27 protein-coding genes and 1 tRNA gene are annotated in these 25,991 nt (G+C 46.8%); 12 read left to right on the top strand and 16 right to left on the bottom strand.

All coding sequences use genetic code 11. From position 1 onward, the window contains the following. Positions 1-32: 32 nt before the first annotated feature. The 5 genes from ACSHX2_RS12925 to ACSHX2_RS12905 form a co-directional block, all read right to left on the bottom strand. Entirely contained in the window at positions 33-680 is a 648-nt protein-coding gene (locus ACSHX2_RS12925; protein ID WP_435693365.1) for a thermonuclease family protein, read from the bottom strand. 482 nt (positions 681-1,162) lie between these two features. Further along, on the bottom strand, positions 1,163-1,765 hold the full coding sequence (locus ACSHX2_RS12920) for a murein hydrolase activator EnvC family protein (RefSeq protein WP_435693364.1): 603 nt from the start codon (positions 1,763-1,765) through the stop codon (positions 1,163-1,165). Between the two features lie 55 nt (positions 1,766-1,820). Then, positions 1,821-2,642, bottom strand: a complete 822-nt coding sequence (locus ACSHX2_RS12915; RefSeq protein ID WP_435693363.1) for an undecaprenyl-diphosphate phosphatase — start codon at positions 2,640-2,642, stop codon at positions 1,821-1,823. 76 nt (positions 2,643-2,718) lie between these two features. Further along, the gene (locus ACSHX2_RS12910; protein WP_435693362.1) at positions 2,719-3,147 is read right to left on the bottom strand and encodes a MauE/DoxX family redox-associated membrane protein; all 429 of its coding nucleotides are present in this window, start codon (positions 3,145-3,147) and stop codon (positions 2,719-2,721) included. Between the two features lie 15 nt (positions 3,148-3,162). Continuing rightward, positions 3,163-4,227 (bottom strand): phosphate acyltransferase, encoded by a 1,065-nt coding sequence (locus tag ACSHX2_RS12905; protein WP_435693361.1) that lies wholly within the window; start codon positions 4,225-4,227, stop codon positions 3,163-3,165. Positions 4,228-4,402: 175 nt separating this feature from the next. On the opposite strand from ACSHX2_RS12905, the gene ACSHX2_RS12900 reads away from it, so the two are divergent. Beyond that, a complete protein-coding gene (locus ACSHX2_RS12900; RefSeq protein WP_435693360.1) occupies positions 4,403-5,614 on the top strand; it encodes an efflux RND transporter periplasmic adaptor subunit in 1,212 nt (403 codons plus the stop codon). On the opposite strand, the gene ACSHX2_RS12895 is transcribed toward ACSHX2_RS12900, so the two are convergent. Next, positions 5,611-6,738: a substrate-binding domain-containing protein gene (locus ACSHX2_RS12895; protein ID WP_435693359.1), complete on the bottom strand. Its 1,128-nt coding sequence runs from the start codon at positions 6,736-6,738 to the stop codon at positions 5,611-5,613. The two genes, ACSHX2_RS12900 and ACSHX2_RS12895, sit on opposite strands and share 4 nt — an antisense overlap. 159 nt (positions 6,739-6,897) lie before the next feature. Here ACSHX2_RS12895 and xylA point away from each other — a divergent pair, with 159 nt between their 5' ends. The 3 genes from xylA to ACSHX2_RS12880 all read left to right on the top strand — a co-directional run bounded on the left by xylA (position 6,898) and on the right by ACSHX2_RS12880 (position 11,289). Continuing rightward, positions 6,898-8,211, top strand: a complete 1,314-nt coding sequence (xylA, locus tag ACSHX2_RS12890) for a xylose isomerase (protein WP_435693358.1) — start codon at positions 6,898-6,900, stop codon at positions 8,209-8,211. Between the two features lie 88 nt (positions 8,212-8,299). Continuing rightward, positions 8,300-9,859 (top strand): xylulokinase, encoded by a 1,560-nt coding sequence (locus ACSHX2_RS12885; RefSeq protein ID WP_435693357.1) that lies wholly within the window; start codon positions 8,300-8,302, stop codon positions 9,857-9,859. Between the two features lie 119 nt (positions 9,860-9,978). After that, positions 9,979-11,289 (top strand): MATE family efflux transporter, encoded by a 1,311-nt coding sequence (locus ACSHX2_RS12880; protein WP_435693356.1) that lies wholly within the window; start codon positions 9,979-9,981, stop codon positions 11,287-11,289. Here ACSHX2_RS12880 and ACSHX2_RS12875 read toward each other — a convergent pair. Then, a complete protein-coding gene (locus tag ACSHX2_RS12875) occupies positions 11,286-11,810 on the bottom strand; it encodes a hypothetical protein (protein WP_435693355.1) in 525 nt (174 codons plus the stop codon). The genes ACSHX2_RS12880 and ACSHX2_RS12875 overlap by 4 nt on opposite strands. 121 nt (positions 11,811-11,931) lie before the next feature. Here ACSHX2_RS12875 and ACSHX2_RS12870 point away from each other — a divergent pair, with 121 nt between their 5' ends. The 5 genes from ACSHX2_RS12870 to ACSHX2_RS12850 all read left to right on the top strand — a co-directional run bounded on the left by ACSHX2_RS12870 (position 11,932) and on the right by ACSHX2_RS12850 (position 17,838). After that, the gene (locus tag ACSHX2_RS12870; RefSeq protein ID WP_435693354.1) at positions 11,932-12,252 is read left to right on the top strand and encodes an ArsR/SmtB family transcription factor; all 321 of its coding nucleotides are present in this window, start codon (positions 11,932-11,934) and stop codon (positions 12,250-12,252) included. 29 nt (positions 12,253-12,281) lie between these two features. Next, entirely contained in the window at positions 12,282-13,283 is a 1,002-nt protein-coding gene (locus tag ACSHX2_RS12865) for an ArsJ-associated glyceraldehyde-3-phosphate dehydrogenase (protein WP_435693353.1), read from the top strand. A 120-nt stretch (positions 13,284-13,403) separates the two neighbouring features. After that, positions 13,404-14,636 (top strand): organoarsenical effux MFS transporter ArsJ, encoded by a 1,233-nt coding sequence (gene arsJ, locus ACSHX2_RS12860; protein ID WP_435693352.1) that lies wholly within the window; start codon positions 13,404-13,406, stop codon positions 14,634-14,636. A 124-nt stretch (positions 14,637-14,760) separates the two neighbouring features. After that, positions 14,761-15,177, top strand: coding sequence for a YHS domain-containing (seleno)protein (locus ACSHX2_RS12855; RefSeq protein WP_435693351.1), 417 nt, complete (start codon positions 14,761-14,763; stop codon positions 15,175-15,177). A gap of 150 nt (positions 15,178-15,327) precedes the next feature. After that, complete coding sequence (locus ACSHX2_RS12850) at positions 15,328-17,838, top strand: M16 family metallopeptidase (RefSeq protein ID WP_435693350.1); 2,511 nt, start codon at positions 15,328-15,330, stop codon at positions 17,836-17,838. A 91-nt stretch (positions 17,839-17,929) separates the two neighbouring features. Here the strand turns inward: ACSHX2_RS12850 and ACSHX2_RS12845 are convergent, their stop codons facing one another. From ACSHX2_RS12845 to ACSHX2_RS12810, 8 genes are all read right to left on the bottom strand, one after another. Further along, on the bottom strand, positions 17,930-18,679 hold the full coding sequence (locus ACSHX2_RS12845) for a PEP-CTERM sorting domain-containing protein (RefSeq protein ID WP_435693349.1): 750 nt from the start codon (positions 18,677-18,679) through the stop codon (positions 17,930-17,932). A 529-nt stretch (positions 18,680-19,208) separates the two neighbouring features. Next, positions 19,209-19,742: a cob(I)yrinic acid a,c-diamide adenosyltransferase gene (locus tag ACSHX2_RS12840; protein WP_435693348.1), complete on the bottom strand. Its 534-nt coding sequence runs from the start codon at positions 19,740-19,742 to the stop codon at positions 19,209-19,211. Positions 19,743-19,757: 15 nt separating this feature from the next. Continuing rightward, complete coding sequence (locus tag ACSHX2_RS12835; RefSeq protein ID WP_435693347.1) at positions 19,758-20,057, bottom strand: Dabb family protein; 300 nt, start codon at positions 20,055-20,057, stop codon at positions 19,758-19,760. A gap of 57 nt (positions 20,058-20,114) precedes the next feature. Further along, on the bottom strand, positions 20,115-20,741 hold the full coding sequence (locus ACSHX2_RS12830) for a rhomboid family intramembrane serine protease (RefSeq protein ID WP_435693346.1): 627 nt from the start codon (positions 20,739-20,741) through the stop codon (positions 20,115-20,117). Positions 20,742-20,804: 63 nt separating this feature from the next. After that, positions 20,805-21,368 carry an NADH-quinone oxidoreductase subunit C gene (locus ACSHX2_RS12825; RefSeq protein ID WP_435693345.1) on the bottom strand — a complete coding sequence of 188 codons (564 nt, stop codon included), beginning with the start codon at positions 21,366-21,368 and terminating at the stop codon, positions 20,805-20,807. 4 nt (positions 21,369-21,372) lie between these two features. Continuing rightward, positions 21,373-21,897: an NADH-quinone oxidoreductase subunit NuoB gene (nuoB, locus tag ACSHX2_RS12820; RefSeq protein WP_435693344.1), complete on the bottom strand. Its 525-nt coding sequence runs from the start codon at positions 21,895-21,897 to the stop codon at positions 21,373-21,375. A 69-nt stretch (positions 21,898-21,966) separates the two neighbouring features. Next, positions 21,967-22,443: a hypothetical protein gene (locus ACSHX2_RS12815; protein ID WP_435693343.1), complete on the bottom strand. Its 477-nt coding sequence runs from the start codon at positions 22,441-22,443 to the stop codon at positions 21,967-21,969. Between the two features lie 111 nt (positions 22,444-22,554). Continuing rightward, positions 22,555-23,103 carry a hypothetical protein gene (locus ACSHX2_RS12810; protein WP_435693342.1) on the bottom strand — a complete coding sequence of 183 codons (549 nt, stop codon included), beginning with the start codon at positions 23,101-23,103 and terminating at the stop codon, positions 22,555-22,557. A 306-nt stretch (positions 23,104-23,409) separates the two neighbouring features. Here ACSHX2_RS12810 and ACSHX2_RS12805 point away from each other — a divergent pair, with 306 nt between their 5' ends. The 3 genes from ACSHX2_RS12805 (at position 23,410) to ACSHX2_RS12795 (ending at position 25,397) form a co-directional block, all read left to right on the top strand. Next, a complete protein-coding gene (locus ACSHX2_RS12805) occupies positions 23,410-23,835 on the top strand; it encodes a hypothetical protein (RefSeq protein WP_435693341.1) in 426 nt (141 codons plus the stop codon). A 439-nt stretch (positions 23,836-24,274) separates the two neighbouring features. Continuing rightward, entirely contained in the window at positions 24,275-24,739 is a 465-nt protein-coding gene (locus tag ACSHX2_RS12800; protein ID WP_435693340.1) for a CYTH domain-containing protein, read from the top strand. A gap of 358 nt (positions 24,740-25,097) precedes the next feature. Further along, positions 25,098-25,397 carry a hypothetical protein gene (locus ACSHX2_RS12795; protein ID WP_435693339.1) on the top strand — a complete coding sequence of 100 codons (300 nt, stop codon included), beginning with the start codon at positions 25,098-25,100 and terminating at the stop codon, positions 25,395-25,397. Between the two features lie 366 nt (positions 25,398-25,763). Here ACSHX2_RS12795 and ACSHX2_RS12790 read toward each other — a convergent pair. Next, a tRNA-Thr gene (locus tag ACSHX2_RS12790) sits at positions 25,764-25,839 on the bottom strand. Positions 25,840-25,991 lie beyond the last annotated feature (152 nt).

Below are 25,991 nucleotides of genomic sequence, written 5' to 3'. Positions count from 1 at the left end.
AAAGCGCGAATCGTACTTTGGTCAATGCGATATCACTGAGACCATGCACCAAGCCTCAGCTCCTTCGCTTGACTCTCCATCGATCTTAACTTCTTTAGTTGAGTATGAGAACTTACCCCACTCGGCAAATCGGCTGGCTTAGTATGAATTCTCGCTAAACCATGTTGCACCAACACCTCGTGAAAGTATGCCTTCTTCCCAGTGAGTTCGGTGATCACAAAGGCATATTTTCTCTCTGGGCTGTATACATTTTCCCACTTGGTCACGACCGTGAACGTCTCGTTTTCTAAAAGATGATGCATCAAGTCCTTTGCTTCAACCCCTGCAGTAATCGCACTTTCCCGATCAATACCAAAGTACTCAGCTTGGTCATCAAGCCGCTTACCATTGTTTTCACCATTCCAATACTCCTTATACGCGCTCTCTGGAGTATCCACGAAATAGAGACGGAACTCAGTCTCACCCTTCGGGTGCTTTACGAAAAAACTATCTCCATCGTTTCGACGATTTGAAATTAAGGTGCAGCCCTCTAACACAGAGTATCTATCATCTACTATCTCAGGTGTGGTTAGCTCAGACTGTGATAAACTGGATTCGGAGTCGTCATATTTAAAAATGAAGTAAACTCCGAGAATAACTAATAGAACCAACGTGTTCTTAATCGACTTTTTTTTCGCCATACTTAAAGACCTCTTTTGCCTCGCCAAGATCAGTATGTGCGAGTTGAGACTGCTTGTGCCATAGACTCAGCTTTGAGTCGACGGTACTTTTTAATAAATGCAGTAGGGTCAGCCCAATTAGTAGAGTTCACAGGATAATGCACACGGTGCACTTCCAATTTGAATCCAAGAACATATAAACCACAGCTCAGCTACTTATCGCAAAACAACAACAAGTAAGTACCCCACCCAAAATAAACTTAACCCGCTCTACCACAGATGATAGAATTCTACACACATCGTCAAACACAGCTCCACAGCCAGTTAGACACAGTAAGTTAAAAGATATAAAACCCCGTGAAAAATCTAACGTTTAGAAGGAAATTTATCTATCAAACTTGAAACAAACTAAGTCGAGATAAGATTCCACAGCCTAAATTGCTCATGGATAGGAAGCTCTCCCCATAAAGAAATTTTGACAGTCCTCAATTCCCTTTAACTCCTTAAAGGCCCTTATACCCTCGGTACTCTTTGTACGTATCAGTCGGCACAGCATGACCTAACATTTCACTCTTAAGTTTCCGGTATTTTTTTATAAATGCGGAAGGGTCTGCCCAGTTTTCAAAATTCGCATCGCAAGACTCTCGCTGCATACCTATTTTAATGTTGTGGCGTATTTCAAAATGAAGGTGTGCGCTGTACATTCCACGGTTGTTTCCCATCGTAGCAATTTGTTGTCCGCGTTTCACTTTTTGTCCTACTTTGACCATCATCGTGCGATTGTGACCATACAGCGAATCACAGTAATTCACTTTACCTGTTTTTGGGTCGCGGTAAGCATGGCGAATAATAATCACCCTGCCCCAGCCCTGGTGGACATCGTATGCAAAAGTGACTACTCCATTAGCAATGGCATATATAGGATCATGTAAATCAGAATCTCCTCCACCTTTACCGTTCCAATCCTCGCCAAAATGGCGTGGAGATCTCAGACGTAGCCCACGTGCTTTATAGTACCCCTCAGCATTCGGCTTCCCTACTGGAAAATCAAAACCATCAGCCAGCTCTACCCTAACACTTCCTCCTAGGAGACTAAGGTTCATCATAGCCAACATCGCGATACCTATAAGTCCAAGCACTCTCATTCTAAAATTTATATTCTTAGTTCATCGAAAAGTAAACCATTCCAGTAATACCAGCCACAAAGCAATAGTAGGAAAAGTATTCTAAGCGTCCCTTTTTCACTGCTCCCATTACCAGATAAATTGCCAATAAACCCACAATAGCCGCCGCCAGGGCACCCGCTAGATATGGAGTATTAAAACATGCTGCAAATGCTTCAGAGACTGAGCCCGTATGCTCGATTTTGTCTTTCATGGTCAAAACAAACCCTCCAGCAATAGCTGGAATCGACATAAGAAACGAAAACTCCGCGGCCTTTTCTGCCTTCACCCCACTGACCAAGCCCGCAGCAATGGTGGACCCAGATCTAGAAATACCCGGAAGAATGGCAAACGCTTGCCCAACGCCCATTGCTACCGCACCTTTCACACCAACTTCTTTTGATCCGCTTTTGACGAAACGTGGTACGAATAAGACCAAGCCCGTCACAATAAGTAAGCCCGACACTAATATTGGGTTACCTGGAGCCGCATCAAAAAAGTCTTTAAACAAGAGCGCAGCAATCACTGCAGGAACAGTAGCTAGAGCAAGGAAAAGTATTTTCTTTCGTTCCGCTACCATGTCTTTGGTATAAAGTGACTGAACAAGCATCCACAGGGATTTACGAAAAAACAATAAGACACTAACCAAAGTTCCTAAGTGTAAAATAATTTCGAAGGCTAAATCAGGCTGATGACTTGCGCCTACCTCACGAATTCCTAAAAGATACTGAGCCAACACAATGTGACCACTTGACGAGATTGGCAAAAACTCCGCCAATCCCTGTACGATTCCAACAATAACAGCCTTCCAAATTTCCATAGTTCTAAGAGGTAGAGCACGCACCCTAGTTTCTGAAAACAAACGATCAAGCGTTTAGAATGAATTTATGGCTCAGTTAACTAATCGTTTTCTCACTCGGAAAGATTGTGTCGATTACCAAGTAAACTCCCACTCCGAGCATTGTCGCCAAAATGAACATATGGGTTCCGTATCCGCCGAGCGAAACACTACCTCCAGTACACCCACAATCAATATTCAGTCCTCTCGCCCAAACTGACCCAATCCCCACCATAAATGCGAGAGTCATTCCGAGACTAATAAGAAGAGCCCCTCTCAACCAAAACTTGGCGAGTAAACAGATACCGACGATCACCTCTAGAGGCGGCAGGAAATAGGCCAACCACATATCATAAGGAACCGCATCAAACGGGGCGATCTGAAAGTTTGCCACATTTTGCACAAAGTTCTGCACATCAAAAAGCTTAGCCCCACCAAACAGGAGGAAAACCAATGCTAGTAAAACTCTTAGCAAAGTCAGAACCATAATTCTATAGATTATCTAATCCGGGTGAAGATGACGGTACTTGATCGCTTCTACACCTACTAAAGCTGCAGTCCCAAGGAGACTTTCTACAGTCACCGTCTTTGGAACCTGAGCAGCCGGCCGGGTAAGTCCACAGAGCAGGTGCCCATAAACTTGAGCTCCAGCCACGTGTTCAAGTAGTTTGAAAGAAATATTTGCAGCATCGAGATTAGGAAATACGAGAACATCAGCACTTTTTTCAGCACGAGTATCACGTAGTTTCACTTCAGCTGCGGCTAGGTCGAGTGCCACATCTGCTTGCACTTCACCATCGATTTCATATTCGAGGCGCTGTTTTTTAGCCAACTCGCGAGCTAAGGCTGCTGCGGCTGCCACCTTTTTCGCGGAAGCTGTAGGCATGGAACCATGAGTAGAATGACTCAGCATCGCTATGCGCGGAGGGTGCCCCATAAAATGCTCGGCTAATTTTCCAGTTTCCACTGCAAAACTGGCTAATTCGTCCACACTAGGTTCCGGGTTCACTCCACAATCAGTAAGGAATAACATCCCTTCACTTCCGAAATGTTTCAAATGCGGAGCCACCATCGCCACCACAGAGTACAGTTTAGACACATCTGGGTTAGGCTTCACAAAATTCATCAACGAGCGATAGATAGTTGCTGGATTCGCCTGATTCCCTGACACCATACCATCGGCTTGACTATACTGAATCATCATCGCCGCAAAGTTATGTGGACGAGCCATCATTTCTCGCGCATCAGCCACCTCACGACCTCTATAGCGCTCCACCTTTTCTAATCTGCGACAGAACAAGTCCAAATCACTTGCTGTCCTAGGATCTAGCACATTCACGAATTTTAGTGACACCCCCATACTTGCTGCCATTGCGCGAATACGGTTTCTGTCACCTAGCAAAATCGGAGCCACGATCTCCATTTCCACCAATTTTGCAGCCACACGAATCACTCGCTCATCCTGCCCTTCAGTGAACACGATCCTCTTGGGATGTCTCTTTAGCACCTCAAAAAGATGCTTAGTTAATTCATTAGCTTCAGGGAAAGAAATATCTGGTGTCGTCATAAAAAATGCTGCGCTAGGTGCAGTTGGATAACTAAGACAAAGATCTCTTACCTCGCAATCCTAAAAGAAAAAGATCCAACAAATTGCTCTCACAAAAAAAACGTAACAAAATTACAATATTGCGTAAAATTCGCACTTTCGCATCCGTTATATAGAGTTACAGTACACCACTTTCATGAAAAAACTCTTACGTATCTTACCAGCAATCCTTATCTTGGCAGCAGGAGTCTGGGGCTGGAATCACTTTATTTCTAATAAAGACGCAGATGCGAAAGCACTCAAAAAACCAAAACTCAGCGGAAAAGAGCTTCGTGATAAAAAGCTCAAGAATGCACAGCAAACCAGTGTTCTGAAGCTAAAATCTAAAGACTTCCCAATTCGTCTCGAGTCTCACGGAATCGTTCAGCCACCCTCTATCACCTCTCTCACCCCTCAAGTGGCTGGAATTATTACTAAGATTTCCCGCCATTTTGAGAATGGCTCTTTTATTGAAAAAGGAGAAATCCTAGTGGAACTCGACCCAAGTGATTTCCAATCTCAGATCTCGAGCGCCGAGGCTGCCCTCGCGCGTGCTGAAGCTTTACTAATCCAAGAAAAGGCCCGTGCAGCACAAGCTCTGCGCAACTGGCAAGACATCGGCTTCGAAGACAAACCAAACGACCTCGTCTTACGTAAACCACAACTCAAAGAATCTGAAGCAAGTGTCGCAGCACAAAAGGCAGACCTAGAACGTGCGTTGCGTAACCTAGAGCGTACTAAAATCAAAGCTCCGTACACTGGTCGTGTTCGCTCACGCGACATCGGTCTTGGTCAAACTGTTGGAACAGGAACCACGCTGGGCGAGGTCTACGCTACTTCCTATGCGGAAGTTCGCCTCCCTCTCTCCATTCGCCAGCTTAGCCAAATCGACATCAATGAAATCGATTTCGAATATATCCCAGTCGAACTACATGATGCCATCAACTCGAACAATGAAATCAGCTGGACTGCAAAGATCGTCCGAGTCGAAGGTGAACTCGACCCAAATTCTCGTGAATTGTTTGTCGTTGCGCGTATAGAAGACCCATTCGGCATGGAACAAAAAGACCGTAAAATACCATTACGGATGAACCAGCCAGTTACCGCATACATTAAGGCCAACACCTTAAGAAATGTAGTCGAAGTCCCACGTTCAGCACTCTACGGCAAAGACGAAATTATTTTGGTTACGGATAATGTAATTCAACGCCAAACGATAAATATCGTCTGGTCTACCCTCGATAGCGTCATTACCGACACTGATGGTCTAGATAGCTCTCAGCTCTCGACCACAAAGCTACCTTACGCCCCAGAGGGCTCAGCTGTGCGTATCATCGAACCTACAGTCACCGTCACAAAATCACCCTAACTGAGGTTTTTCATTTTACGGAATGCAGTTGGGTTACAGCCGCAGTACTTACGGAAAATGGCATAAAAGCGCCTAGAGCTAGCAAAGCCGCATGCATCAGAAACTTGCTGTAAGCTGAGCTCATTTTGCTGTAATAAAATGCGAGCGTAGTTAATACGCTTCTCAAGTACAATGTCCCATAAGGATCGACCCAGACACGACTGCACTCGCAGCTCGAGACTTCTTCTCGATAAAGGTACCAGTGCCACCAGCTGTTCTACTTTTTGAACATCGCCAATATGAGAGTCAATGTAGTCTAACACTTTCCTGACATTCTCATCTTCCACTGCATTGAGTGTAGTCGACTCACGCTCAACAACCCTCACTGGGTCTGGCGAATAATGTCCATCGTAGCGAGGAGTATTTCCTTGCAGCATATCATCGATCATCTCCGCTGCAGCATATCCAACCCGTGCGGCTGGAATATCAATACTGGAGAGCGGTGGACGGGAAAGTCTGCATTCTACAAAGTCATTATCCACACCTAAGATGCTAATATCTTTCGGAACTGAAACCCCCATTTCAAGACACACATCAGCTAAATCCCTCGCAGGAATATCATTCGAGCAGAAAACAGCTGTCGGCTTTGGCAATCTCTGAATCCACTTTTTCATGGTTTCCCTCGCCTGCTGAGCCTCCTCCATACTCTTAATAGTAGGAGTGTATCCCACATGGCACACATGCGCCTCACTGACATCACTCACAGTTTCTAAAAATGCGCTCTGACGCTGCTTTGAATACTGCAATGTCGGATGACCTAAATATCCAAAACTCTTCACCCCTAAATTTTTCAGGTAAATTCCAGCCATCTCACCCACTTTAAAATGATTCACATCCACCAGAGGCAATTTGCAACCTACTAATGAGTCAGTTGTATTGACTATCGGGATTGCTAACTCCTCCGCTACCTTGGCTACTTCATCTGTATTGATATGGCATATCGCTGCATCAAGCTTCCAATGCTTACAAGTTTGCTCAAGATCAGCATCTGGTGAAGTATCGTAAAACACCCAATTTTTCTTTTTTTGGCTAAATGCATAGATGCCTTCAATCACATTTCGATTGAAACCTATATTTTTCTCCATAAAGATGCCTATGCGATAGAATTTTTTCACAGAGCTGAACCTAAACACTTTCCGACTCTAGGCAAATCAATTTTCCGCAATATATCCAAACTGCTACGCACATGAGCAGGACAAACTGCAATTTACAACCTACCTTACCCCTCATCAAGAAACAGTCTTATGTCTAACTACTTTTCTAACATCCCGAAAATTCAGTACGAAGGTACTGGCACCAGCAATCCTTTTGCATTCCGCCACTACAACCCAGAGGAAATCATCTCGGGTAAGTCCATGAAAGAATGGCTTCGTTTCGCAGCTCCATACTGGCACGTCATGCGCAATGACCTCTCTGATCCATTCGGTTCAGGCACAGCGCTTATGCCTTGGGACGACCAATCTGATTCTCTCCAAAACGCACTCAACCGCGTGCCAGTATTCTTCGAGTTTCTCGAAAAAATTGGCATCGACTACTACTGCTGGCACGACCGTGACATCGCTCCAGAAGGTGCCACTCTAGAAGAATCACACTCAAACCTCGCTGCAGTCTGTGACGCTCTCGAAGCACAACAGAAAGCTACTGGAGTCAAACTTCTCTGGGGGACTTCAAGCCTCTTCACTCATCCACGCTATTCCCAAGGTGCTGCGACCAGCCCAAATGCTGATGTCTACGCCTATGCTGCATCCAATGTGAAGCACGCTCTCGAGCAAACTCACCGTCTCGGTGGTGAAGGCTACACTTTCTGGGGTGGCCGTGAAGGTTACGCTACGCTACTCAACACCGACATGAAGCGTGAGCTAGACCACCTCGCAGCATTCTTCCACATGGCTGTCGACCACGCCAAGAAAATTGGATTCAAAGGCCAATTCTACATCGAGCCTAAGCCAATGGAGCCATCCACACATCAGTACGACTCCGACTCGGCTGCCTGTCTTAACTTCCTGCGTGAATACAACCTCTTAGACCACTTCAAGCTCAACCTTGAAACAAATCACGCCACACTTGCAGGTCACACCATGCAACACGAAATGGACGTAGCTCTCGGAGCTAACGCACTCGGCTCCATCGATGCTAACCAGGGTGACGAACTTATCGGTTGGGACACAGATCAGTTCCCAACAGACATCTACATGGCGACACATGTCATGATTCGCATTCTGAAAATGGGCGGATTGACCACAGGTGGTCTTAACTTCGATGCTAAGCGCCGTCGTGAGTCTCACGAACTAGAAGACCTATTCCACGCACACATCGGTGGCATGGACACCTTCGCACGTGGCCTCAAGATCGCTTCCAAAATTGTTGCTGATGGACGCTTCGACGAACTCGTTGCTCAGCGTTACTCATCCTTCGACTCCGGCATTGGAGCAGACGTGGAAGCAGGCAAGACCTCGCTCGATAGCCTCGACGCCTACGCTAAGACCATCGAAGCACCAGTACTCACTTCTGGCCGCCAGGAAATGCTTGAGAATCTTCTCAACGACTACATCTCTTAATCAAGACCACACCTCGATCCTGATTACTAAGGGGCAACTTATTGTAAAATAAGTTGCCCTCCTTTGTTTCACAACCATTCATACTACTATGTTTCTAGGACTAGACGCCTCTACCCAATCCGTTTCTGGCATGATCATTGATCCAGCTACCGGAATCGTTGTCGCTGAATCGAGCGTCAATTTTGGCAAAGCTTTACCAACGTACAACGCCCCTTCTGGATTTATCCCAATCAACACAGACGGTGTTGTTCACGCGAACCCACTCATGTGGCTAGACGCGCTCGAACTCCTCCTCAGCCAGCTCCAGCAACAATCCGATCTCTCTCAAATTACTGCTATCTCAGGCGCCGGCCAACAACACGCCACAGTCTACCTTAACGATTCATTCGAACACGCACTCGCGAACCTTGATTCTAACAAGTCGCTCTCCGAGCAAATCGTAGGAACCTTATCCCGCAGAACTTCCCCTATATGGATGGATAGCTCGACCGCTGTGGAATGTGCTGAAATCGCAGTATCTCTCGGAGGCGAAGACAAAGTCTGCGCACTCTCGGGATCGAATGCCACACAGCGCTTCTCTGGACCACAAATCCGCAAGTTTTCAAAAAATGACCCAGCTGGATATGCCAGTACTGCGACTGTTCACCTCAACTCATCTTTCTTCGCCTCCGTTCTCGCCGGAAAATCATCCTCTATCGATTTTGGTGACGGTGCTGGAATGAACCTCATGGAGCTAGCTACAGAAAGCTGGAATCAAGCACTGCTCGATGCTACAGCTCCTGATCTTGCGCAAAAGCTACCGAAGCTCGAGCCATCAGCTACCTTCGTATCCACAATCTCTTCCTACTTTGTCGAGAAATACGGGTTCTCCGCTAGCTGCCGCTCCCTAAGCTGGACGGGCGACAACCCTGCCAGCCTCGTCGGAATGGGGGCTGCACAGCCAGGAAAACTCATCATCAGTCTCGGCACCAGCGACACACTTTTCGCAGCAATGCCTGAAGCTCTGACCGATCCTAACGGCTTCGGTCACGTCTTCGGAAATCCGCTCGGCGGTTTCATGACTCTCACCTGTTTCGCCAATGGCTCGCTCGCTCGCGAAACTGTGAAAAATAACTACGAACTTAGCTGGGACGACTTCGAAAGAGAAGCCATCGCAGCTCAACCAGTTGGCAATAACGGCAAGTTCGCCCTCCCATTTTTCACTCCAGAAATCACACCACGCGTCTCACCTAATAAGGTGGTGACAAATTTTTGGGAGTTTGAAGTAGCAGACAGCTCCACAAAAGTTCGCGCAGTACTCGAAGGGCAATTCCTCAATATTCGCTATAACACCGAATGGCTCGAACTCAGCCCTGACACAGTTCTTCTCACTGGCGGAGCCTCCAAGAACACCGGTATTGCCCAATGTGCGTCAAATGTCTTCCAAGCGCAAACCATGCGCCTCGACGTCTCGAGCTCGGTCGCTCTCGGTGGAGCATTCCTAGCTGCCATCGATCAAGGATTTGACTACCCGACACTAGTCGAGAAATTCTGCCCAGCAGATCCACAATCCTGCATCAATCCAGAAGCTAATTCGGATATCTACACGGCTGCTAAACCTGAGCTCAGCTCAGTAATAACCCAGCTCATTTCTGAGTATTCTAGCTAGAAAATAGCTCAGTAAATAAACATTCACTCTCTTCGACTAAACCCCAAGAATTCGCAATGAGTTTTTGGGGTTTATTCTTTGCATTCTGACACGCACTAAGTGAGGCTACGCCCATTCTCATGAATATCCGCGAAACTAAAAGTATACTCACGCTAGCCGTCCCTCTTGTCATCGGCCAGTTAGGACAAATGCTCTTAGGCGTGGTCGACACCATCATGGTCGGAAAAGTCGGCGTCCTTGACCTCGCCGCTCTCAGTTTCGCCAATAGTCTCTGGATCGTCCCCTTCGTTTTCGCCATCGGTATTCTCACCTGCGTTTCTATGCACACCTCTTCTGCGCGAGGAAATAAAGAACCCGCGCTGGCGCGAAATGTCTGCCGCAATGGGCTCTACCTCGGCACCCTCGTCGGTATCGTGATGTTTCTCATCTCGTTAGCCGCCTTTCCCTTTCTTGATCAACTCAAGCAACCAGCCGATGTCGTTGCACGCTCTGGGAACTACTACCTTATCATCATGCTATCGTTGATTCCCTGTATCATGTCACTAGCTCTCAAAAATCATGCCGACGCCCTTGATCGACCTTGGCCTGCATTCTGGATTTTCATGGGCGGTGTAGGACTCAATATCCTGCTAAATGCTGTACTCATTTTCGGACTCTGGGGCTTCCCAGAACTTGGTCTTGAAGGTGCAGGAATTTCTACATTCGTTGCACGTATCTTCATCGTCGCTGGCATGATCTGGTGGCTTTCAAAAGACCGTAGCCTTCAGCAATGGACACCAGCACGCTGGATCAAGAAACCAGACTGGAAAGAAATCGGTACTCTTCTCAAACTAGGCTTCCCTGCCGGCTTACAGACTTTGGCAGAAGTCAGTACCTTTGCTGCAGCAGGACTCATGATTGGTGTCTTCGGCGCCGAAGCTCTCGCAGCACACCAAATCGCACTTCAGTCATCAGGCATGGCATTCATGATTCCACTAGGTATCTCCATGGCTCTCACTGTGCGTATTGGCGAAACAGCAAAGGAAACCCATCGCCAGCGCAGTATTGTCACCACCGGCTGGGTCCTCACACTCATTTCTTCCTGCACCACCGCAGCCATTTTTATTTTTGCAGGAACCACAGTATCCAGCTGGTTTATCGATAACAAAGGCATCATCAGCCTAGCCGCATCACTCCTCGTCGTCTCAGGTGTTTTCCAGATCGTCGACGGACTCCAAGTTGCTTCCACAGGTCTACTCCGCGGACTCCACGACACTCGCACTCCAGCTACCATCGCCATTCTATCCTACTGGGTGATAGGCATCCCCTCAGGTTACATCTTTGCACATCACTTTGGCATGGAAGCACGCGGCATCTGGTGGGGACTTGCCACAGGATTAGGGGTCGCTAGCATCTTTCTCTCCGCACGTGTCTGGAAAAAAACGGCTTAGTCAAACTCACCACCAGCTGGCGGCACATCTTCCACATAGCGATTGAAAACCAAAAAGCACGCTAATACGATCGCCAGATAAGCATAACTCTCTTCACACTGAGCACTTAAAATAACTCTGCCTGCTTCATTTCTTGGAGTGATCATAAGGCGCTCTTTGAAACGAAAAAAACGCTCTTTACCCACCCACACTTCTTCTAACTGCTCTCTCGTTGCGGGATCTGATATCTCAGAGATCACACAACGCTCGATACCACTCTCATCCTCTTTTAACTGAAATTCAAGGACGTGATTCTTCACCTCTATTGCTCCTCGTATTCCTAACAGCCCTTGCTTCGACTCCACAGGCGCATACGTCGCCAAACTTTCTCTACGCCCCCCGACGTAGACTTTTTCAGCAACACCTTTGCTGAAATCGAATTTCACAACAAAGTCACCAAAGTCGACTTCGTTCGAGGACGGCCACTTAATAAAAGAAAGCCACCTTGCTGAGTGCCATAAAATACGCGCTTCAAATTCCACACCTGTAATTAGCCCTTTTCCGCCGATTGCTTCAAACTGAATTCTCTACAATTCCTTCCTCGGCAATTTTGTCACAAACTAGCCATTGCTTTTCACTATTCATTTCAATATTTATCGAAATATGAAAACGCAAGAAGCCGTAGTGAAACTTGGAGCACTCTCTCAGGAGTCTCGACTCGAGATCTTCCGCTTACTCGTGCGCCTAGGTGAGCAACGCATCAGCGCTGGAGATATTGCTGAACAAATGCAAATTCAGCCAAACACTCTCTCCTTCCACCTCAAAGAACTCACCTCTGCTGGACTCATCCAGAGCGAGCGCCAAGGACGCAGCATAATATACAGCCTCAACGTCACAGGCATGCGCACCCTCATCCAGTTTCTCACAGAAGACTGCTGCCAAGGCCGTCCAGAACTCTGTAATCCTAACAGCGATTGCTGCTAAATATTTACCCTGAAAACACCACAACATTTATGAAAATTGGAATCAATGGCTTCGGCCGCATGGGGAGGCTCGGCTTCCGCGCTGGATTCGACAGCGAAGAGTACACCATCACTCAGATCAACGAACTCGGCGGACCTGCTGCAACTGCGGCTCACCTGCTAGAGTATGATACCGTCCACGGCCGCTGGGCTCGAGACATCAGCTCCTGCGAGGGCTCTATCACTGTCGACGGCCAGAAAATAGCATTTAGCCAAAATGCTAGAATCGAGGATACAGATTGGTCAGATTGTGACATCGTCATTGAAGCCACGGGCGTTTTCAAAACCGTTGAACAGTTAGAACCCTACTTCGCTCAAGGAGTAAAAAAAGTTGTAGTCGCTGCGCCAGTCAAAGAAGACGAAGTTCTCAACGTCGTCATCGGCTGTAACGACGATCTCTACGATCCAGCGAAACACCGCATCGTCACCGCGGCCTCCTGCACCACCAACTGTATCGCACCGGCAATCAAAGTAGTGCATGAAAAGATTGGTATCGAGCGAGGAACAATCACCACACTTCATGACCTCACCAACACGCAGGTCATTGTCGATGCGCCGCACAAAGATTTGCGCCGAGCACGCTCAGCAGTCAACTCACTGATCCCTACTACCACGGGCTCAGCCACTGCGATCACGGTGATCTACCCTGAACTCAAAGGAAAACTCAACGGTCATGCTGTGCGTGTTCCTCTTCTCAATGCGTCACTCACCGACTGTGTGTTCGAACTCAAACGCAAGGTCACTGTAGAAGAAGTAAATGCTCTCCTCAAAGAAGCAGCAGAAGGCGAACTTAAAGGAATTCTAGGTTACGAAGAAAAACCTCTCGTCTCAGCAGATTACACCAACGAACCCCGCTCGGGCATCATCGATGCTCCATCCACCATGGTGATCGACGGCACCATGCTCAAACTCTACGTCTGGTATGACAACGAAGTCGGCTATGCGAACCGTCTCATGGACCTCGTCTCCATCGTCGCGAAATCCATTTCCTAACAGACCCCACTAACAAAACCGCAAATGCGCGAAATCGTGTAGACATTTTCTGTAATAGAATCAGTCCCCAATTTCGAACATTTCACGGTAAATCAAAATCATTCCTACAACTCTAACACTGTGACTAAAGGAACCTACGCACTCGTCACGTTTGCCTATTGGGCATTTATGCTCACTGACGGAGCCCTGCGCATGATCGTGCTCTTGCACTTTCATGAGCTCGGCTATTCCCCCATTCAGCTGGCATTTCTCTTCCTACTCTACGAGTGCGCTGGTATCGTAACCAACCTAGTAGGCGGCTGGGTCGGTTCTAAATACGGTCTCAGAAGAACTCTGTTCATAGGTCTCACTCTACAGATCATTGCACTCACATCGCTCACCTTTGTTGACATAACGTGGCAGCCATTTGTTGCGGTCGGTTTTGTCATGGCAGTGCAGGCACTAGCTGGCGTCGCAAAGGATCTCACAAAAATGAGCTCCAAGAGTGCGGTGAAAATCATTGTCAATGACAGTGAAAACAACGAAGGAAAACTCTTCAAATGGGTCGCTGCACTGACTGGTTCTAAGAATGCGCTCAAAGGCATCGGCTTCTTCCTCGGAAGTCTGCTTCTCTCCACTCAGGGTTTCGATAACGCACTCTACTGGCTAGCAGCCATGCTCATCGTGGTGCTTATCATCAGCCTCATTTGGGTAAAGGGGGACTTTGGAAAGTCCAAACAACAAACTAAGTTCACCCAGCTTTTCTCAAAAAGTCCTGCTATTAATCGGCTTTCCTTCGCCCGTGCATTTCTCTTTGCGTCCCGCGATGTCTGGTTCGTAGTAGGCTTACCCATCTTCCTACATGATGTTCTTCACTGGGACTTTTGGAAAGTCGGTGGATTCATGGCCTTCTGGGTAATCGGCTATGGATTCGTGCAAGCATTCGCTCCCAAAGTCACTGGAATCAAACCCTCACAAAAAAGCGCCGACTCGCTCGCCCAGTGTGTCAAATCAGCTAAAGTCTGGATCTTCGCCCTCAGTGGACTCTGCGCCACTATGGCAATTGCCGTGTCAGCCGATTATCACCTTACCATCACCCTCTTGGGCGGACTCTGTGTCTTTGGATTCATCTTCGCAGTGAACTCATCGCTCCACTCTTACCTCATCCTCGCCTACACAGACGAAGACAGTGTTTCACTCAACGTAGGGTTCTACTACATGGCAAATGCCTGTGGACGCCTACTAGGAACCTTACTCTCCGGAACCGTCTACTTACTGGCTGGTTTACCAGCTTGCCTTTGGGCTGCAACAGCGCTCACATTCATTGCGGCAATAAGCTCATTGAAGCTTAAAAATTCTGCAAATGAGGGCTAATCTACTCCACTTATTCCCATAAAACTTTATCTTAAAAAGTTGGAATAGTTTCTATCCTGACGAGCTCTTGTTGGATGTAAGTAAGATGTATTACTCACAAATCCTATATCAACAGAACATCATTATGAAAATTCTAACACTATTCACAGTACTCATAGCTCTCATCACTAGCCTCCACGCTGCACCAAAGACCCTCGCCCTCGAAGGCTACTGCCCAGTATGCTACATAGCTGCAGGAAAAGCCAATAAAGGGAACCCTGAAATCACTTCTGAATACAAAGGTAAAACCTACTACTTCGTAAGCGAAGATGTAAAAGCCATGTTCGATAAAGAACCTACTAAATGGCTCCCCCAATATGACGGCTGGTGTGCTTATGGAATCGCAAAAGGAAAGAAATTTAAATCCGACCCAACTGTTTTCAGCGTAATAAATGGTAAGCTTTACCTGAATTACAACGAAGAAGTTGGTGAGAAATTTAACAAAGACCAAGCAGGGTTCATCACACAAGCCGACAAAGAGTGGCCAAATATCACTAGATAAGCGTACTTTACTAATTATCTATAAGCCATGGTTCATCACCCAGATGACCATGGCTTTTTTAGTATGATATTCAGACGGCAAAAAGTATTCTCATCGTTTTTTTCTCATCGTAATTCGATTATACATGCGCATAAATCGCCTCACAATAATATGTTCCCTGACACTACTGCAACTCTCCACACTCTCGATAACGGCCTCAAAATAATTCTCGACGCCGACTCCTCAGCCCCCGTCATTTCAACCCAAGTCTGGGTGGAATCCGGCAGCATCCATGAAGGCGACTGGATGGGCGCAGGCATATCACACTTGTTAGAGCACATGGTCTTCAAAGGAACCGAGTCCTACACCGGTGAAGAACTGTCTCAAGTGGTCCAAGCTGCTGGCGGCCAATGGAACGCCTACACTACTTTCGACAGAACTGTTTACTATATCGATGGACCGAAAGAATCTGCTGAGACATTTCTTAAAGCTGTTTCAGAAATGGTATTCAAGCCCACTTTCCCTGAAGACGAATTCGAAAAAGAGAAAGATGTCATTCGTCGCGAAATCGATATGGGCCTTGATGACCCTGACAGCCGTGGATCCCGTCAGCTTTTCTCAACAGCTCTCGCAAACGATGGCAGAGCTCAACCAGTGATTGGTCATTTAGAACTCTTCAATAAGATCACACACGCCGACATGGTGTCCTACCACCAAGCGCGCTATACCACAGAGAACTGCTTTATTTCCATCTCAGGTGACTTCGATAAGACCGAGATCCTCGAGACTCTAGAGAAACTCGTCGGCAGCATTCCGAGAAACTTCACTCACCAGCCACAGATCAGCGAAGAACCACCGCAATTAGGTAAGCGCCTCCAACGCGCCACTTTTGCAGTGCCTGCAAGCCAACTCACACTCGCTTGGCAAGTCCCTGGACTCAGCCACCCAGACGCCCCAGCACTAGAACTACTCTCTACCATTCTCGGTGGCGGTCGCTCATCACGCCTCTATCAGAGCATCCGTGAGCAACAAGGTCTCTGCCTCCACATTGCCTCCTGGGCGTGGATCACGAAACACGGCACCGGCCTCTTCAGCGTTTCAGCAGAAGTTCCGAACGAGCAACGTGACGAATTAGAGCAATCTATCTATCTAGAAATTAAGAAGCTCTGTGGCGCACAACTCGATGAGGAAATTAAAAAGGCCAAACGCATGACCCTGGTTTCGCAGTTCAAAACCCTCACTACTGCATCTGGTAGAGCCTCTGACTTAGCCAGCAATTGGCACGAATCACGGAACCTCAACTTCACTAAAGATTTCATCTCCAGCATCGAAAACATCACCGAAGCTGACATCCGACGCGTCTGTCAGAAATACTTGCTAGACCACAGTAAACTCACGGTAACCTCGCTCGATCCAGAAGGAACGGTCGAAGTATCTTCTGAAAAAGAACATAGCAGCTCGAACAAAGAGATCACTAGCCACACACTGAGTAATGGACTCGAACTACACCTCTGCTCGGACCCACGCCTGCCGATGGTTTCCATCCAAGCGGCCGTACTCGGCGGACTAACTGCTGAGACACCAGAATCCGCTGGTATTTCCACTCTTCTCTCAGCTCTCCTCACCAAAGGAACGAGCTCTCGCAGCGGAGCTGAAATTGCCACGGAATTAGAAAGTCTCGGTGCCAGCCTCAGTGCAAACTCTGGCAACAACACCTCAGCTGTCGCCGCCAGTTGCCTCAGCCCAGATCTAGATACTGTCTTAGAAATTTTTGCAGACGCATTCGCTAACCCATCGTTCCACCAAGAGAACATCGACTTCGAACGTAAAACTCAGCTTACAGCATTGTTAGAACAAGACGAAGACCCTGTATCACTAGCATTCCGCACCATGCGATCGAACCTATTCGCGGAACAAGGCTACGGAATAAACCGTATCGGAACTGAAAAGTCGCTTAACTCTATCACTCGTCTAGCTCTCAGCGCCCATCACTCGCTCTACTATACTGCAGCAAATACCAAAATCTCGATCTTCGGAGACATCAATAAAGACGAAGTCATCGCCCTCGCAGAAAAGTACTTGAGCAAACTCCGCTCAGGCACTCCCCACAAAAGCTCAACTCAAGCTCTAGGTGATGCAAAAGAAATCCAGCTCCATCTAGACAAGCAACAAGCCGTTCTCGCGCTCGGCTACCAAGGCGCCTCCATCCATGCTGATGACATCCATGCTCTCGACCTGCTTCACGCTTGGTGCGCAGACATGGCAGGACCACTTTTCACCCGTATCCGCGAGGAACTCGGCCTAGCCTATTACTGCAGCGCCACTCAGTTCCACGGCCACGACACCGGCCTCTTTGGCTTCTACCTAGGTACTTCACCCGAGCAATTAGAACTCGCAAAAGACGAACTCCTCAAAACTATCCAAACCATCGCTACCGATGGTATCGACGAGACCACCCTCACATCGGTCAAGAATTCTTGGCTCTCAAAGCAAGCACTCGCTAATCAATCGAACAGCGCCATGGCACGACTTTGCTCAGTGGATACTGCTCTAGGTTTCTCCCCCACCCACCGTAAAGAAACCTCAGAAAAAATTAAAGCTGTGAGCACCAAAGACATCTTAGCAACCGCCAAGAAATACTTCAGCGACCAACAGCCAACCGTCGTCACAGTCACCCCATAAAACCAATTTACAGAATTTTATAATAAAAAAGCCCTCGCATAAAATGCGAGGGCTTTAAGGTATCGAAAACTTATTGAAGTGTAATTACCGCTTACTTGCGGCGACGCATGATTAATGCGAGTCCACCTAGTCCTAGCAGTGCTGTAGAGCTAGGCTCTGGAACCGCAGTTGTTGTAGTGGTGCCTTCTGAAAAGAAAGCCAAATTTCCACCATAGACAAATGCACTACGAGCGTTGTCTATGGCCGTATATGTAAATTCAATTTCAGCTGAATCAATGATACTGTAACGAATTGCACCTTGGGATTGAGATTCAGTCAAAGAGGTAGTACTACTAGTAGGATTGTCGATAATCGCTTGTCCCTGAGCATCAAAGGTAGTGCCATTCCCATCAACAGTTACCGCTAAGAACGTATTACTAGCCAATGTGTATGTCCCTGCTGTAGCAATCGTTAGTTTCTCATAAGCCGAACCAGCACCTCCTCCTTCAATGTCAGCGAACATGAGTGACCAGTCAAAGAGTGCTGCTGGATCATAAAGATTGTTGTAGCTCGAATCTCCATATAGCGATAGTGTGAAAGTAATGCTATTATCAACAGGCATTCTTATCTCACTAAAATTAGATTCAGCAGCGTAGTAAGAGGCATTCGCGTTAGAAACAAGACGCGCGTAGATATCAGTACCTTCACCATCAGTTGCGACGATACCATAGCTTACTGTATCCACCCCACCTGAGGTAACTACTGAGGTATTTGCATCAAAGTTACTGAAATCGAGGACGAGTGACCCATAAGACGGCATTGTTGCAGCTAGCGCCAGAAGGGGAATTAATAGTTTTTTCATTTTTAAAAGAATTTAGCTTTAGACGCCTTACCATGGCTTCAACATGACGGCGGCGGTCGTAATAAAAATAGAGCAAACAACATGCCAACCCTTATATTAAGATATTCATCATCAACATGCGGTGAATAATACTAAAATTCCCAATAGGATGAAAAACGCATGGAAAAAACCGAGCGATCATTTTTAGAAAAGGTGCGGCACTCTATCTTTTCCTAAGATCTTACTACCCTCTAAAAAATAAAAAGCGAAGTGAGTAAGCTCACTTCGCACGTTTACTTTAGTTCAACACCTTGTCTAAACCTCTCAACAGAGTGGTTTGATTTTACTTTGCAGCGTTCTTCTGTCCCACCATTACCACCTGTTCCTTCAGCTCATGCGATGCTATGAGGCATGACACGCCAATAACGGCAACAAATGTAATGATAATCCAGTCAGTCGGTATTTTTTTCAACACAACTATTATACTGCGTATATATTGAAATTTATCAACAAATCTATGCTAATTACTAGTGACAGTATTGCCATGAAGCTACACGCCGTCCGCTTCTCTTGCTCGGGCTAACAACCAAAGTACATCTGAGAGGCGATTTAAAAATTGGCGAGCTATCGTAAGATACTCATCATCGATCTCCCAACTCGCTAACTCAGCTCTACGGCTGGTAGTTCTAGCGACATCTAGATAGGCTCCTGCCAAAGCCCCAGCTTTCCCTGGACGTGACCACCCACGAAAACGATGCCCCTTCTCCTCTTCTAGTTCTCTAACAATAGAGTCTAGCCATTCGACATCAGCCTCCGCAATGCCTTGGTAGCCTTTCTCCTGATATTTTTGATGGTCATCAGTATCGGTTGCTACTTCGCCCATCAATCCCACGAGTCGAGACTGAATGCTATCTATGCATTCACTCAACTCTTCAGAGACCTCTGCAGCCCGAACAACTCCGAGCTGCGCATTGAGCTCGTCCACTGCACCACAGCAGGCGACTCGAGGGTGATTCTTCGGTACGCGTTTACTAAACAGTAAATCTGTTTCTCCTGAGTCTCCTCTACGAGTGCTAATGCTCATGGGAAAAGTTAATTACTATTCTACGTCAGAAACGCGCACATTTCCCCAAATTTCCTTAAAGGAATCGACGAATACATCGTGATCAGGATCTACTTGATAAGCATCATGCTTCTCGAGAGAGTCGAATGTGATGTAGAGAGCGTAATCAAAAGTGTTATCACTCACTGGACGTACGAGAGTTTTAGCAGGCTTACCCCATCCACCAGATGCGGTATGAACCACATTCGTCATTGTTTCGAGGCCCTTTTCAAAAGCTGCGAGAGTCTCAGCATTTTTATGCTCTTCCTTGATCCAAAAATATACGTGATGTTGCATGGAAGTGTTTTGCCCTTCCCCCCTCTGTAATCCAAGAAAAATTTTAGACAAACGCATCTAACGGATCATTCGCAAAATATAGCGCCCATAGATGAGCCCCGCTATCCCTCCACCAAAATGGCAGGCGTGTGACACATAAAACATCTCATACCCAAAAACCCCTCCTAGCGACTCACCTAAACGAGATAGGCCGACGATTCCGAGACTGGGAGTCAACAATGTTAGTATCAGGGAACTGATAAAAAAACCCATGCCTAGATGCCTCGCCCGAATACGTGTGATCCCATTACTATAATCCGGATCAAGTGTTGTTAGACAGATGAGTAATGCCATCATTCCACCCGAAACCCCGACTAACACTCCTTGCTGATCTACTGGCAAAAAAACATTTAATAATAAGTGGCAGAGCCCCCCCACAAACACACCCAAGCCGGTTACAACCAGAGCCTTCTTCCAACCTAAAATATGCTGTAGCTTAATTCCCAACAAAAGCAACAGAGCAACATTTACCCCTAAATGCCACCAACTTCCATGTAGAACCCCGTAACTCAAAAGCTGCCAGACTCGTCCACTCTCTATACCCTCGAGACTAAGCCCAAAGATTTCGTAAATAGCATTCAGGTACTGGCCTGATAAGCTCAGCCCCACATAAATGAGGACGAGTGTTAGACTGAAAACTTTCATAAAAAAAACTCCGAGCAAAGCTAATGGCTTCGACTCGGAGTACAAATGGTTTTCTCTTCGAGCTTAGCTCTCGCCCTTCGCTCTTGGCTCACCTGAAACAGTGTCCTTTGCGGAAGAACTCGTCACAAATGGTCCACCTTCCATCGGAGCCACCCCAGTAAATGCGACATCAGGCATTTCAGTCGGCTTCCCAGCAAGTGGAAATTCCTTACGTAAAGGGTGGTAAGGATACCCCTCCCACATCAAAATACGTTTAAGATTAGGGTGATTAGTAAATTTAATCCCCATCATATCGTAGACCTCACGCTCATGCCAGTCAGCTGTTTTCCAGAGATCCACCACTGATGGCACATCCTCATCTTCAGCGACAGGTGCTTTTACGCGAAGATGCTGTGAATCATCTAGAGACGCCAACTCATACACCATCTCAAACCTTGGATGTACTGACTCGTGGTCCACACTGCAAATATCAATCAAGAAGTCGAACCCCAGATTCTCTTTACAATGCTTCATCACCTCGTGCAGCGAGCCTAGCTCGACCAACACAGTTTCCTCTCCACGAAACACTTTAGAACCTAACACCTTCTCACCGAAGGTTTCCTCTATTTTTGAAATAAATGCTCCCATATACTTAGACTCTTACAGGTTCTTTCTTAAGATCTTTCGCTGACTCTTCTTGCTCAATCTTTGCTTGGAGCTTCATCAGGCCTTCGATCAGGGCTTCGGGGCGCGGAGGGCAACCAGAGATATAGACATCTACTGGAATCAAGCGATCGATCCCCTGAAGCGTAGCGTAAGAACGATACATGCCACCAGAAGAAGCACAGGCTCCCATAGCGATACACCATTTAGGCTCAGGCATCTGGTCCCAAATACGCTTCACAGCAAGTGCCATTTTATAGGTCACAGTTCCCGCCACTATCATTACATCTGCCTGGCGCGGTGAAAAGCGCATCACTTCTGCACCAAAGCGCGAAATATCAAAACGTGAAGACGCTGTCGCCATAAGCTCGATAGCACAACACGCAAGTCCCATGGGCATCGGCCAAAGTGAGTTCTTACGCATCCAGTTAATGGCTGAATCAAGCTGAGTGAAAACCACATTACCTTCGATTTTAGAATCGTAGGCGAAGTCGGTATTGTTAGGATCTAGCATAGGATTTTTAGAATTATTTAGCACTCTAGTAAGCAACTATTTCGCTACAAGCTCCAAATATTGAATCTTTTACTCTTCCTCGGATTCCATGAACGCAATCAACGATGGAATCGCGTGCTCAAACACCTCACCTACTTGTTTATAGGCGCGTGGTCCCATTCCTATTGGGTCGGGAACATCGAGACCAGCCTCGCCATCTATCTCCAAAAAATCACACACCAAATAGCATTTATCAGCATACTCAGGGAAGCTGCCAACCAACATACCCAAGTGAGAGTTCGTCATCGCGAACACATGGCTAGCTTCCGCTAACATTTCCTTTGTAACCGAACGGCTCTTGAAATTTTCTAATGCCGCACCACGTTGCTTTAACTCCTTATCTGTATCTGGGCTGATCCGATCACCATCGAAAGCTGATACTCCAGCAGAGCCTAGGCTTACCATATTTTCTTTATCCTTTACCGCTTTGCGAAAAATGCCTTCAGCCATAGGGCTGCGACAAGTATTTCCAGTGCAGATAAATAAGGCGCGTTTCTCAGAATTCATGCTCAGAAACTCACAGCTAGCGTCCGACTTTTCAAGTGGTAAGTTCAGCGACCTAAATGATTCGACCTATCCACTCCTCAAGCTCTTCATTTACCTCTATTCTCTGTGATCCTACTCTTCTATTTCAACAAGAACTCTCCCAAAGCGCCGGTCAGCCTCATTCACTCCAATATCATCCTCTACTATCACCCAGTCCCAGTCTGAGTCGATCGCGGTCACAGAAGTTTCCACTCCACTAGAAATATCTGCTGACTCTGATAGATCATCCGAAAAGACCACCTGATAACTCAAGTCACTCGCTGAATTATTTCGGAGATACTCCACAGTCAACCGCTCCCCATCTTGCGTAGGGAACTTAAAGTAAGGTAGGCCTGAAGTCCCTGTCCTGGGGATAAGAACACGCGGCCCAGACGAAGGCACACTCATGTTGAATGCATACTTCAGTAGATTCACGATACCATCCCCCTCTGGAGAAGCTAGCGCATCGGTATTCTCCCCACTGAGAGATTGCTCAGAGCTCCAGCTTGCAAAACTAGCTTGAGACGGAGTATCAGCTCCTAAGAGCTTTATCGAATCCACCGCCATATCGCTTCGGAAACTGGGACCTGTCAGCCCTCTAAAACTAATTGTAGCATCACTCACCTCATCGTAGTCGCTCAAATCAATGACTAGCCGACGCCAGTCTTCTGCCCCCGAAAACTGGTGCTGCCCAGAAATCTACCAAACCGAATTATTCCACACTCCACCACTAGACACATCGACAGAAAGCGTACCCATATTACTACCGTACATGTGGTACGCAAACTCTAGTTGTAGATTGATTTTGGACGCGTGTTGCCTTATTGAAAAGGATACCAAAAAAATATTGATTCCGCTCCGAATAGCTCCCGTTGCCTCATAAATGAGGACACTCTAGCCCAATCAAGGCTATGAAAAAAAAAAAGCATTGAAGAATACACGATAAAAATGCGGGAGCGATATATCCGCATGACTGGTCGCAGAGCCAAAACTAAATTGCTAGACGAGTTCGTGGAGGTGACTGGCTGGGAGCGAAAGCATGCCAATAAAGTGATCCTTGGACAGAAAAGAATGTCAGAGCGAGGAGCCCCAGCACAATATAATGGAGCCGCCATAGAGGCTCTAAAAAGCTGCTGGCTCGTCATGGATCAGCCATGTGCCAAACGCATGAAAGACATGTTACTCATTTGGGTTTCCTATCTTGAAGTGTCAGACGAAGTTCAGCAGCAATTAAAGACGATCAGTGCGGCTAGCATCGATCGATCATTGAAGAATTCTAAGGTGACACCTGGCAAAAAAAGTGAGCCCACCAAAACCAGCCTCAGGAGTCAAAAGTCTGGTCGAAGTTCAGGCGGAAAGCTGGTCCACTTGTGAGCCTGGATGGACTGAAGTTGATACGGCACCTCATTGCGGAGGCTCAGTGATTGCTGATGAGCGGCAAATTATCAGAAGATAATATTAGCTACATCGAGCACCAATTGTTGGCGAATGATCCATTTAAAATGAGATCCTAAATCCGAAAGAAAGAAGACGACTTTTGGACGAAACGAGACCAACTCATCAAACAGGAGTATAACGAATCGCTTGCCACGGAAGGCCGCACTCCGCTACGCTCCGCCCAGCCTTCCGTGGCAACAATTAACCCAAAAACAACGAAGCTTAGAGTGTCCTAATTATGAGACAACCCTATCGAGACTGATCAAGAGCTTGGGTGTGCTCTATTTATGAGGCAACAGGTAAATAGCCCGACTTGCTCAAGACTGGCGCGAACCTTGCATTATCTTTAGTAATAACCTTAAGTTTACTCACTAACATGGCCACCGAAATTGAACGTAAATTCTTAGTCACTTCTGACGACTGGAAAGCAGACGCTAAACCGACACATATCGTACAAGGGTATCTATCAAGTGACCCTGATCGCACTGTTCGCGTACGGATTCATAATGATAAGGCATTTTTGACAATAAAAGGCCGCGCCAGTGGAATATCTAGAACCGAGGTCGAGTTCAACATTTCGATAGATCATGCACGCGAACTTCTACCACTTTGCCTCACTCCTCCGATTGAGAAAACCCGTCACCTCCTCGTGATTGACTCGCACACTTGGGAGATTGATGAATTCCACGGGAGTAATCAGGGGCTTATCGTCGCAGAAATTGAACTCAGCTCGGAAAATGAAGCATTCGAGAAACCTTTATGGGTCGGAGCTGAAGTCTCTCATGACTTCCGCTATGCCAACTCCCACCTCTCAGAAAACCCCTATTCCGGCTGGAAGTAGCCGTCAGTGTTCACTCTCCTCAATACTCAAGAGGGTGAAAGCAAAAAAACGAGATTGGAAACCAGATCTCGGAGCTATCAATGTGACGCTCAGCTCATGATTTCATAAGGGTTACGCCTCTTTCTCTAAACTGACTGTATAGCCATCTATTACCCATTTTCAGTCCCGTTTATCACCAATTACTCTCAATTCCTATATCTGGAAAAGCGTGTTTTTCTGAGAGATCTTTATCCAAGCACTAGCAGACAGAATATAATAACCCTCTCTCTACTTTGAAACATAAGGAATCACTAGAGAGCTTCCCCCTAAAGAACTCATTCATCTTTCAACTTTTCTCTACCCCTGCCATACTGATTAGATGCCCAAGCAAATAAGCTTACGATCACCTAAGCACGACATAATCAGAATCTCGCTCTGCACCATTAAAGAAGCTCACGACCAAACCAAACAAATAGAATTTCAGACTAAGCTATCGCTCTTATTAGAGACGCGTCTCGATGTCTTAACCAATGGATTGACTGGTTGGTGTCTCGATAATGGTGAAAATCGCATTGCCATTCCATCCTTAGAAGCTTCTGATAATGGGGAAAGAAGCATTGAAATCAGTGGACCCTTTTTCACCGAATGGCTAGAAGGCTGTAAAAACGTGAGAACTTAAAAGTCCACTTCCTAGATAGACTGCGAGCGCCCCACGCCATTCCCTGCATCATGGAGAATTTAGAGGAGAACGTTGAATGTAGCTTTCACACGCCAGCCTGTGGAAGCCCATAACGCTTTTATGTTGGCCGCATTCCTATCAGAGTAGCTACCACGTAACTTCCTAGCAGCGTCGGAGTAGTTTGGTTAAGAGGGCTTTCACACGAACTTACCAAGGCACCCTCTGATTACCGTTGCGAATATGCGCACAATCGATTTTTCTCGGTATGTGATTTAGTTCATGTGTAACAGTGTTCTGTAACAACTAGAAACACTCCCCCCCCTAAAACAACAAATCCCTGATTTCAAAAGAAATCCAGGGATTGAATGGAGCCGCTTGTCAGACTCGAACTGACGACCTGATGATTACAAATCAACTGCTCTACCAACTGAGCTAAAGCGGCTTTTAAACCTTACGGTTCAATCATTTATGTTTAATAGAGATCTACTCCAAAGTCTCTCTTTTGGTGAAGAAAGAAAATGGAGCCGCTTGTCAGACTCGAACTGACGACCTGATGATTACAAATCAACTGCTCTACCAACTGAGCTAAAGCGG

This window comes from Rubritalea sp. (genome assembly GCF_051252225.1).
Lineage (GTDB): Bacteria > Verrucomicrobiota > Verrucomicrobiia > Verrucomicrobiales > Akkermansiaceae > Rubritalea.
Note: the sequence above shows the minus strand (reverse complement) of the source record. Positions and strands in the feature narration are given on the sequence as shown.